Annotated in this window: 12 protein-coding genes; 10 read left to right on the plus strand and 2 right to left on the minus strand. The window is 34.0% G+C overall.

Translation table 11 applies throughout. The features are described from left to right. Window positions 1-75 precede the first annotated feature (75 nt). On the plus strand, window positions 76-603 hold the full coding sequence (locus QLS31_RS09080; protein WP_099714712.1) for a hypothetical protein: 528 nt from the start codon (window positions 76-78) through the stop codon (window positions 601-603). 18 nt (window positions 604-621) lie between these two features. Here the strand turns inward: QLS31_RS09080 and QLS31_RS09085 are convergent, their stop codons facing one another. Further along, window positions 622-1,290: a hypothetical protein gene (locus tag QLS31_RS09085; protein ID WP_282743591.1), complete on the minus strand. Its 669-nt coding sequence runs from the start codon at window positions 1,288-1,290 to the stop codon at window positions 622-624. A gap of 283 nt (window positions 1,291-1,573) precedes the next feature. Between QLS31_RS09085 and QLS31_RS09090 the strand changes: the two genes are divergently transcribed. The 6 genes from QLS31_RS09090 to QLS31_RS09115 all read left to right on the plus strand — a co-directional run bounded on the left by QLS31_RS09090 (window position 1,574) and on the right by QLS31_RS09115 (window position 7,448). Beyond that, window positions 1,574-1,984 (plus strand): RidA family protein, encoded by a 411-nt coding sequence (locus QLS31_RS09090; RefSeq protein ID WP_099714710.1) that lies wholly within the window; start codon window positions 1,574-1,576, stop codon window positions 1,982-1,984. Window positions 1,985-2,018: 34 nt separating this feature from the next. After that, window positions 2,019-3,296 (plus strand): voltage-gated chloride channel family protein, encoded by a 1,278-nt coding sequence (locus QLS31_RS09095; protein WP_282743592.1) that lies wholly within the window; start codon window positions 2,019-2,021, stop codon window positions 3,294-3,296. A gap of 69 nt (window positions 3,297-3,365) precedes the next feature. Continuing rightward, on the plus strand, window positions 3,366-4,370 hold the full coding sequence (locus QLS31_RS09100; protein WP_282743593.1) for a bifunctional oligoribonuclease/PAP phosphatase NrnA: 1,005 nt from the start codon (window positions 3,366-3,368) through the stop codon (window positions 4,368-4,370). 3 nt (window positions 4,371-4,373) lie between these two features. Continuing rightward, the gene (gene gldI, locus QLS31_RS09105; protein ID WP_282743594.1) at window positions 4,374-5,027 is read left to right on the plus strand and encodes a gliding motility-associated peptidyl-prolyl isomerase GldI; all 654 of its coding nucleotides are present in this window, start codon (window positions 4,374-4,376) and stop codon (window positions 5,025-5,027) included. Window positions 5,028-5,042: 15 nt separating this feature from the next. Beyond that, window positions 5,043-6,170, plus strand: coding sequence for a peptidylprolyl isomerase (locus QLS31_RS09110; RefSeq protein ID WP_282743596.1), 1,128 nt, complete (start codon window positions 5,043-5,045; stop codon window positions 6,168-6,170). A 36-nt stretch (window positions 6,171-6,206) separates the two neighbouring features. Continuing rightward, window positions 6,207-7,448, plus strand: coding sequence for a peptidylprolyl isomerase (locus tag QLS31_RS09115; RefSeq protein ID WP_282743597.1), 1,242 nt, complete (start codon window positions 6,207-6,209; stop codon window positions 7,446-7,448). A 138-nt stretch (window positions 7,449-7,586) separates the two neighbouring features. On the opposite strand, the gene QLS31_RS09120 is transcribed toward QLS31_RS09115, so the two are convergent. Beyond that, window positions 7,587-8,027: a hypothetical protein gene (locus tag QLS31_RS09120; RefSeq protein ID WP_282743598.1), complete on the minus strand. Its 441-nt coding sequence runs from the start codon at window positions 8,025-8,027 to the stop codon at window positions 7,587-7,589. Between the two features lie 296 nt (window positions 8,028-8,323). On the opposite strand from QLS31_RS09120, the gene QLS31_RS09125 reads away from it, so the two are divergent. The 3 genes from QLS31_RS09125 to QLS31_RS09135 all read left to right on the plus strand — a co-directional run bounded on the left by QLS31_RS09125 (window position 8,324) and on the right by QLS31_RS09135 (window position 10,555). Further along, a complete protein-coding gene (locus QLS31_RS09125) occupies window positions 8,324-9,367 on the plus strand; it encodes a site-specific integrase (RefSeq protein WP_282743599.1) in 1,044 nt (347 codons plus the stop codon). Between the two features lie 147 nt (window positions 9,368-9,514). Beyond that, window positions 9,515-9,736: a hypothetical protein gene (locus tag QLS31_RS09130; RefSeq protein WP_282743600.1), complete on the plus strand. Its 222-nt coding sequence runs from the start codon at window positions 9,515-9,517 to the stop codon at window positions 9,734-9,736. Between the two features lie 57 nt (window positions 9,737-9,793). Then, on the plus strand, window positions 9,794-10,555 hold the full coding sequence (locus tag QLS31_RS09135; protein WP_282743601.1) for a hypothetical protein: 762 nt from the start codon (window positions 9,794-9,796) through the stop codon (window positions 10,553-10,555). The last annotated feature ends 250 nt before the right edge of the window (window positions 10,556-10,805 follow it).

Genomic DNA, 10,805 nt, shown 5'->3' on the forward strand with positions numbered 1-10,805 from the left:
AAACCCGAATCCTATAATTTTCGTAAGTGAACTTATACATTCTAAAAAAATAATTTAAGACAAAACAACATTTCAATGAGAACAAAAATTTATGTGTCAATAGTAACTGTACTGCTTTTAATAACTTCATGTAATGTGATTGATGATTTATTGACTTTTTCAATAGACAATCAAACAACTTTTAAAATTGAAAGTGGATTTCCTCTTGGTACTGCATTTAATGTGGTAACTCCAGATGTCACGACAAATTCAAGTTCCACTTTTGAAAACAACAATACCAAAGCTGAATTAGTAAAAGATGTAAAATTAAGTGAGTTGAAATTGACCATCACAGATCCAAGCAATAAGTCATTCAGTTTTTTAAAATCGATTCATTTATACATTTCAACAGATGCAAATGACGAAATAGAATTGGCTTATTTAGATGAAATCAATTCGACTTCAAATACTATAAATCTAACGTGTACTTCTCAAAAATTAGACAAATACATCAAAGCATCTTCTTACAAAATAAGAACTAAAGCTGTTATCAAAGAAAGTTTAACACAAGACATCAGTGTAAAATCTGATATGAAATTCAGAGTTACCGCTGATCCATTTTAAGAAATCAGCGGTGCTAAATTATTCTTTTGTAACAATAATAGTTGCTTTAAAACCAGTTCCAAGATTCCATTGACTGGCCGAAATCAAACCGCCATTGTCATCATAAATCTGAAATTCAGCAGTATTTGGACCAGAACTTCCTTGATTCAAGGCTTCAAAGTCTATCTTGTTGAATCCTTTTTCCAGTACTATTTCAAAACCCTGGAAATTACTGTCTAAATTCACTTGATATTCAACGACTTTATCATTCAAGTACACACGAATCTTATCGCCATCCACATAAGCCGCATCTCTGTATCTTACTTTTGCAGTAAGCGAACTTGTTGTAAAATTTCCTAAATTTTGATTTTTTCTGTAAACGATACCTTCAGAATTGTCTTCCTTTTTGTTTAATTTATCTCTGTAAACATCTCCCGGATTAATAAATTCATTTTTCGGAGTCATTGAAAAATTAGTGGTCGGAGTAATCGAAAGTGAAGGATTCGGATTCGGGTTTAAAAGTTCTGGATTTTTAAATACATTCGGAGTCTTTATAGGAGGAATCTCTGCTTTTGGCGGAGTTACTTTTTTAATTTTAGGGGCATTATTTTTGAGTGGAATAGGCGTAAATTTTGAACTAAATTCATTCTGAGCATATCCACTTAAAGACATACTTATTGCAATCATTAAAAATAAAATCCTTTTCATAACTTTTTTAGATTAATTTATCAGTGCTTGTAAAATTTTAAAAATAAAAAACTAATCATATAAAATGACTAATTATGGCATAATTTAACTTTCATTTATAACATTCAATTTTTAAATTTATTGCCTTTTAGAACCTAAAATATTCTAACAATTCTCAGTAAAAATTGAAGTTTTTAATTAAAAATTACTGTTTTTCATTTCAGTATTTTTTATAAATTGCAAATATTATGCCACACCAAAAATTGCATTTAAACAATGTAAGTAATACCTAAACACAATTAAAATGAAAAGAGAAAACATATTGACAGGTTCACCTTGGGAAGACAAAATGGGATATTGCCGTGCAGTACGCATTGGAAACATCATTGAAGTATCAGGAACGGTAGCCATTGTTGATGGTGAAAAAGTAAAAGCTGACGATGCTCATGCCCAAACACTAAACATTTTAGAGCGCGTAGAAAAAGTTCTGGAAGACCTGAATGTAAGCATGAAAGATGTCATTCGTACCCGCATATTTACTACTGACGTTTCTACATTTGAAGCTGTTGCAACTGCTCATGCCAAGTTTTTTAAAGACATAAAACCAACCACTGGGTTCTACGGAATTAATCAACTCGTAGCACCTGAATATTTAGTTGAAATCGAATTTACAGCTATAGCTTCTGAAAAACCATTAATTCAGGAAGGATTATAATACTTTTGTAAAAAATACTTCTTTAATTAAGGTAATGAATTTAGAAAATACTAAAAAAATAATGCTTGTCACACTCAAATGGATTCTCATTTGTGTATTGACAGGCATTTTTTCTGGATCGGCATCTGCCTTTTTTTTAGTGGCACTGGATTGGGTTACAAAATATAGGGAACACAACAACTGGATGATTTGGCTTTTGCCAATAGGCGGACTGATAATAGGATTGCTCTATTATTATTGGGGTAAATCTGTAGTTAAAGGCAATAATTTATTGCTGGAAGAATACGAGAATCCTCAAAAAATAATTCCTTTAAAAATGGCTCCCTTAGTACTTTTTGGCACCTTAATCACGCATCTTTTTGGAGGTTCAGCGGGTCGTGAAGGAACCGCAGTACAAATGGGTGGTGCCATCGCCGATCAATTCACAAGACTATCATCTCGAGCGCAGTCGAGAGATAAACTTGATACTACCGACAGAAAGACATTAATCATTCTGGGAATAAGTGCAGGTTTTGCTTCCGTTTTTGGAACTCCTTTGGCTGGAGCCTTGTTTGCTTTGGAGGTTCTTTATTTTAGCAGAATCAGTTACAAAAGCATTCCATTGTCCTTTTTGACAGCATACATCGCTTATTTCACTGTTGAGTTTTGGCACATAAAACATACCCATTATAGTATTCCAATTATCCCCGAAATGAGTTTTACCACCTTATTTTGGATAATTCCAGTCAGTATTCTTTTTGGTTTAGCAGCCATGTTATTTTCTCGAAGCACTCATTTTTGGGGTCATTTATTTTCAAAAAACATATCCTTTCCTCCGCTTCGACCTTTCGTTGGAGGAATAATTCTTGCGGTGGTTATTTACTGCATTGGAACTACAAAATACATCGGCTTAGGAATTCCGGAGATTGTTGATTCCTTTTCTAATCCAAATGCTTCGTATGATTTTATTTTAAAAATACTATTCACAGGATTCACGCTCGGAGCAGGATTCAAAGGTGGCGAAGTGACTCCGCTATTTTTCGTTGGTGCTACACTGGGAAGCGCTTTATCGGTTGTAGTTCCTTTACCTATTGCACTTTTAGCAGGAATGGGATTTGTAGCCGTTTTTTCGGGAGCAACCCACACTCCTATTGCTTGTACGGTCATGGGAATGGAACTTTTTGGGATAGAAAGTGGTGTTTTTATTGGCATTGCTTGTATTATCGCATATTTTTCTTCGGGGTCAGTGGGGATTTATAATGCTCAAATAGTAAAAGGAGCAAAATACCATCTGTATCAAAAAGTAAGAAGAAAAAAAATGGAACTTTTGTGACATTGTAAAAGTTTGTTAATTACAGAAATGATTTCAACATTACATTAAAAAAATGTAATTTCGCAATCTATGAAAATACAAGACATTCAAGCGATTCAGTTGTTATTATCAACTCCAAAAAAAATTGCAATAATCCCGCACCGAGGTCCTGATGGAGATGCTATGGGCTCTACCTTAGGATTATATCATTTTTTATTAAAAAACAATCACCAACCTGTTGTGGTTTCTCCCAATGAATTTCCTGATTTTTTGGCGTGGATGCCCGGCTCAGAAACCGTAAAAATATACGAAAAAGATAAAGAAAACTGCACTAAAATACTGGAAGAAGCGGAACTTATTTTCACTTTAGATTTCAATGCTTTACACCGAACCGGTGAAATGGAGCATGTTTTAGCCAAGCTAAAAGCGCCATTTATCATGATTGATCATCATCAAAAACCAGATGATTATGCCACATTTACCTATTCTGACACCTCGTTTGGATCTACTTGTGAAATGATTTACAACTTCATTTTATTTCTTGGAAAAAAAGAGGATATCGATAAAACTATAGGAACTTGTATTTATACCGGAATTCTTACTGATTCAGGTTCTTTTCGTTTTCCAAAAACAACTGGAACAACCCATCGAATTATTGCTGAATTAATTGATTTAGGTGTTCAAAATACGGAGATTCCAACCTTATTATTTGACAACAGTTCTTTTGGAAGATTACAGTTATTGGGCAGAGCGCTTCAAAACATGAAAGTCTTAACAGAACATCAAACCGCATACACTACGCTTACTCAAGACGAGTTAAATGCCTTTGATTATGTAAAAGGCGATACAGAAGGAATTGTAAACTACGGATTAAGTATAAAAGGAATCGTTTTTACTGCTATATTTATCGAAAATAAAGAAGAAAAAATCATCAAGATTTCATTCCGCTCACAAGGTGATTTTGATGTCAATCAATTTGCCAGAGATCATTTCAATGGTGGCGGACATCGTAATGCTGCCGGTGGAAAATCAGAAGTATCGATGGAAGAAACGATTCGAAAATTTGAAGATTTAGTAACAAAGCTAAAAATATAATAGATGTCAAAATTTAGTACGTTAATCGTATTTGGATTCTTTTTATCCATAATTGCTTCAAGCTGTAAGCAGCATCAGGATGCCAGAAAGCCTATTTCACAGACTTCGGGAAGCTTTATGAAGAAATCAATCGCGCGCAATAAAAAACTGGTTGCCAGTGAAGAAACCGAGATTGAGGCTTTAATCAAAAGCAATCCCAATGTAAAATATATCGCTTCCAAAAAAGGATATTGGTATACTTATGAGACGAAAAATGAGATTGATTCCCTTACTCCAAAAAAAGGTGATGTCGCTTTTTTTGACTACGAAATAAAAGATTTAAAAGGTGCCGTTATCTATTCTGAATTGGAATTAAGGCCTCAAATCTATTATGTAGACAAACAAAACATCATGATGGGATTGCGTGACGGTATCAAATTAATGCGAAAAAACGAAAAAGTGAGTTTCCTTTTCCCATCAAATATGGGATATGGCTATCATGGTGACGACAAAAAAATTGGCACCAATCAACCTTTGATTTGCACGGTAACTTTACGTGATTTCAAGTCGGAAGCAGTGTATAAGAAAGAAAGTGAAGCCCAACTAAAAGCAATCCCTGCTCCTGCCAAGCAGGAAACCAAAGCCGTAATAAAACCCAAAGACACTATAACCCAATAAAAATTAAATTTAGAAATGAAAAAAAAGATCCTATTCGCATTCCTAGTTATTGCTTCATTTTACTCTTGTAAAGAAGAGCACAACAATCTTCCTGATGGTTTATATGCAAAAATAGAAACCAATAAAGGGGAAATAATTGTACAATTAGATTTCGAAAAAGCACCTATAACCGTTGCCAACTATGTGGCTTTAGCCGAAGGAAAAAATGAATTTGTCACCAATGAAAAACTTAAAGGCAAACCGTTTTTTGACGGATTAAAATTTCACCGAGTAATTCCGGAATTCATGATTCAAACGGGAGATCCTTTAGGAACAGGATCAGGAGATACCGGTTATAAATTTAAAGACGAGTTTTCAGATTTAAGATTTGACAAAGGCGGTGTTTTGGCAATGGCCAATAACGGACCTACAACTAACAGCAGTCAGTTTTTCATCACGCATCTTGCAACACCTTGGTTAGACGGAAAGCATACTATTTTTGGTCATGTGGTAGACAAAGGAATGGATGTTGTGAACAAGATTGTACAAAATGATTACATTACTAAAGTAACCATCATCAGAAACGGTGAAGCGGCCAAAAAGTTTAATGCCGTAAAAACATTCAATGATTATTTTTCAGTAGAATCTGAAAATCAAAAGAAAAAAGCAGCGATTGATGCTGAAAACAAAAAAATCTACGACGCTAAATACAAAGAAGTTCGCGAACAAAAAATTGCTTATTTTGCTACTTTAAAAGCAAAAGCAACAAAAACACCTACTGGATTGCAATACGTAATCACTAAGAAAGGAGGCGGCAAAAAACCTGCTAATGGTACCAATGTTTTCATACACTATGCTGGTTTTCTGGAAGACGGAGAATTATTTGATGCCAGTGTAGAAAGTGTTTCTAAAACTTTTGGTAAATACGACGAAAACAGAGCAGCTCAAAATGGGTACCAACCCATCCCTTTTCAATTCGGAAGAAAGGATGGCATGATTCCTGGTTTCATTGAAGGATTGGAGCAATTATCTTTTGGGGATAAAGCGATACTTTTTATCCCATCTCGATTAGGATATGGTGAAGCAGGAGCTGGTGGAGTAATTCCTCCGGGTGCCAATATCATTTTCGAAATTGAATTATTGGAAACAATGCCTCAACAATAACCGATTAAAAAAGTTAGACCTTAAAATACTTAAAAAATGAAATTTAAAATTCTGTTTTTATTATTTGTGGGAATGTTAAACCTGCATTCTCAAACTACAAAGAAAACTGTTCCGGTAAAAAAACCTGTGACAACAGCAAAAGCTGCTGTGAAACCAGCAGTGAAACCAGTAGTAAAAGCACCAGCAGTAATCGAAGGAATTTTTGCAACAATTTCCACAAACAAAGGAGATATTGTGCTTGAATTAGCATACAAAAAAACTCCGGTTACCGTAGCTAACTTTATTGCGCTTGCTGAAGGTAAAAATACTTTTGTAACCAATGAAAAACTAAAAGGAAAACCATTTTTTGATGGTTTAAAGTTTCACCGTGTGATTAAAGACTTCATGATTCAAGGAGGAGATCCCTCTGGAAACGGGTCTGGTGGACCGGGTTACGCGTTCAAGGATGAAATTACCGACTTAAAACACAACAAACCAGGTATACTATCTATGGCTAATTCCGGACCAACTACCAATGGAAGCCAGTTTTTCATTACCCATAAAGAAACGCCTTGGTTAGACGGTAAACATACTGTTTTTGGTCATGTTACTGAGGGAATGAATGTGGTGAACTCTATTGCTGCAAATGATGTGATTACTAAAGTTACTATCGTTAGAAAAGGCGTTTTAGCCAAGAAATTTGATGCCCCAAAAGTGTTCTCGGATTATTTCAACAATAAATCTGAAGATCAAAAGAAACAGGATGCAATCAACGCTGAAAACAAAGCAAAACAAGCTGCAATTGAAACCGAAGCCAAAAAAGCATACACTGAAAAATACGGTCCAGTAGTAGCTGCAAAAAAAACGTATTTAGCCGCTACAAAAGCAACAGCAACCACTACTCCATCAGGATTAGCATACAAAATAACACAAAAAGGAACAGGCGTAAAACCTGCTAACGGAACTACATTTTATTTCCACTATGCCGGTTATTTTGAAGATGGAACCCTTTTTGACAGCAGTTATGAAGACGTTTGTAAAAACTACGGAAAATATGATGCAAACCGTGCCTCACAAAACGGATATCAGGCATTCCCTTTTGAAGCCGGAAAAAAAGACGGTATGATTCCAGGATTTATTGAAGGTTTAGAGAACATGTCCTTTGGAGACAAAGCAGTCGTTTTCATCCCCTCAAATCTGGCGTATGGAGAAAGAGGCGCCGGTAGCGTTATACCACCTAATACAACACTTGTTTTCGAATTAGAAATGCTGGAAAAACAAGTAGCTCCAAAACAGTAAATCAAAAAAATCACAAATAAAAAACCCGACAGACTTCAAAATCTGTCGGGTTTATTTTTATAGTTTATTTGGGAAGCGTATTGACCCACCAATAGAAATCGGTGTTAATCCGTTTTATCAGTGTTATCGGCATTTCAATTATTTCTTTCCAAATTTCCAGTCAAATTCATCTTTTTGATTGATAATTGCACCAATCTCAAATTTCACCACTTCATCAAATTCCGTTTGAAAAATCATCCAGTTTTCTTCATTGAAATAGTTTTCAAACGTGTCGAATTCCTCTTGTGTGAATTTAGTGATTCCCTTGGCTACCAAATCTTTTTTGACATCACTGATTTTTCTATTGATAATTTTATTACCAAACAACTCCATTTCAGGACTCGAAGCAACGATATAACCCAATTTGAATTCTTCCTCCACATAGAAAGTCAAACGCATTTTTAGTTTGTTGTAGGCAAAAATCACATTATCATCCTCGTCCTTGTAATTCCTGTCTGGTTTCCCGTAAATAGCGGTAACATCATTTTGTTTCATTCCGAAAATGAGTTTATCAATTCCGTTTTTTGGATTTATTTTCATATTCATTTATTTGACCGTAAAGTTCGCAAAGTTTTTCGCAAAGTCCACTACCTTTTTATTTAAAAATTAGTAATACAAAAACTCCAATTCCCTTTCTAAAATTCAAACTTTGGGCGTGACCCGCTGAAAAATGGGGTCGGGCTATCCGTTTTAATCTTTTATTCCGCTACGCTTCATAAAAGGATTTCCACTTTTATCCCTCACGCAAAAAAGCCTCATTACCATGAGAACCTTTCGCTTAACAAAACAATATTTGTAAAAAAATCAGTATCTTTCAATCACAAAACCAACACATTATGATTTGGGCAGCAAAACTGATAAAGCACAATAGCGAGAATAGAATTGCCGTTTATTTTGAAAAAAATCAAGACCTGATTGCCCGTATAAAACAAATAGAAGGAGCACGATGGAGCCAGCAAAAAACGGTTTGGCACATCCCAGATACAATCGAAAACAGAGAACGTTTCAAGATAAAACCATTTGCAAATTTGATTCCTTCACCCGAGGGGATAGCCCAAATAGAGAAATTCAAGCAATGGCTTCGCTCTAAACGCTATAGTGAAAGCACCATTGGTACCTATAGCGAATCTTTGAAATCATTCTTGGTTTTCTACCGAGAAAAACCCGCTACAGAAATCAATAACGAGGATGTAATTATCTACAATAACGAGTATATATTAAAAAATAACCTTTCGGCTTCCTACCAGAACCAAACGGTTAATGCAATAAAGCTTTTTTTTATGACAGTAAGAGGAACCAAAATTGACATCGATACAATTCATCGGCCTAAGAGAGCAAAGCTATTACCTAACGTATTGAGCAAAGAGGAAGTAAAATTAATCTTGAACGCACACAGTAATATAAAACATAAAATGATGTTGTGTTTAATTTACAGTTGTGGATTGCGTTGTGGTGAATTATTAGCACTTCAGCCCGTTCATATTGACTCAAAAAGGAATATTGTATTACTTAAAAACGCAAAAGGAAAAAAAGATAGAATTGTACCCTTAAGCCAAAAAATACTCGATATGCTAAGAGAATACTACTCCTTATATAAACCAAAAAAATATTTGTTTGAAGGGCAAGTAGCAGGAGTTCCTTATGATGGTCGGAGTTTACAACAAGTACTCAAACAAGCATTACATAAAGCCCAACTTACAAAACCAGCTACACTACATTGGTTGAGATATAGTTACGCCACTCATTTACTAGAAAGCGGAACCGATTTGCGTTATATACAAGAATTACTAGGCCATAATAGCAGTAAAACTACAGAAATTTACACCCATGTGAGTACCAAAAGTATCCAACAAATAAAAAGTCCATTTGATGATTTGTAAGATAATAATTAAAGTGTATATTTGAAAGTAATACGCTACACAGTAGCGCCTATCCACCCAAAATGAGATGTATATGCGCTATTTTGTAGCGCCTATATACAAGTTGTGTGAGATTATAAAGAACCAACGTGCTAAAAACACGAAAAAATGAGCACAGAAGAAAAATCTGTTTGGAATAGAATTTGTTGTATATTTGATATAATAAAACCTTTACTTAAAATGGCGAAAACTTCAAAAAACATATTTGTTAGAAAATTTTCAGGTTCTTCTGTATCTGTTGGTAGTCCTTTTGGCAAAATACTAATAAATAGTGTTGATTCAAAAGCAGTTGCAACTGCTGTACGAGCGTCTATTAAAGGAAAAAAATAGACAGTAAAATTATCCGATGACACGTTAAAGCATATTGAATTAGCTAAAGCAGAATAGATGGAAATTGCTTTAGGAGCTTTAATAATTATTATTTTATTACTTCCAGGAATTTCTTTTAGAAAAGGCTATTTTTCTGAAGAATTCTCAAACCAATACACAATAAAAGATTTCTTTCAATTATTTGTAAATACTTTTATTCCAAGCATAATTTTATATCTAATAGCCTTACCAATAATCCTTTATATTGGTTACATATACAATTTAACAACACTGATAGGTTTAATTTCTTCAAATGATAAGCTTTTCGCTCAGTCTGTAGATAAAGTTGGTAAATTTCAAAATGAAATTTTATTATTTCAATTTATAATTAATTCGATATCCTTTTTTATTGGGTATCAATTAAAAAACTACTTTATCCGAAAATCTTTAGACTCTAGAATTGAATTTTTTAGATATAAAAATATTTGGCATTATGTATTATCTGCAAAATTCATAAATTTTGAACGTTCCCAAATTTCGCTTAATAATAACACAGTAGAAGATGTAGATATTACATATGTTGATGCCTTAGTTGCAGTAGGTGAAAAAGTTTTTATTTATAATGGAATGTTGGTGGATTATCAATTAGCCACAGAAGGACATCTTGATTTTTTAATAATTAAAGATGTTCAAAGAAAACAAATAGATAAGAGAAGATATAAAGATGTTAATGGTCACGTAATAATTCTAAAATATGAAAATATTATAAATTTAAACTTGACATTTATTGAAGCCGAAGAAGATGGGTTGGGCGGTGTTACTTTTAGACCAATCTCATAAAATAACCTCACACAACACACGCTACAAGCAATTTGGGGATTTGGCTTAATGGAAAAATTGGTTTGTATTTGTGAGAATTTGGCAAATCCGAAGAATGGGCTTAATTTAGTCCCAAACTGCGTGTAGCGCGGGAACGTCAGGCAGTGAAAAAACCTCTTTTTTCTAATATAATCTTCAAATTTCACGATACCACAATTCAAATAAGGCCTTTTAAGAAGCCGCTTTTTTTAGGCTGCAAATTTACTTTGAT

It is taken from the genome of Flavobacterium sp. XS2P24, from assembly GCF_030010285.1.
Classification (GTDB): domain Bacteria; phylum Bacteroidota; class Bacteroidia; order Flavobacteriales; family Flavobacteriaceae; genus Flavobacterium; species Flavobacterium algoritolerans.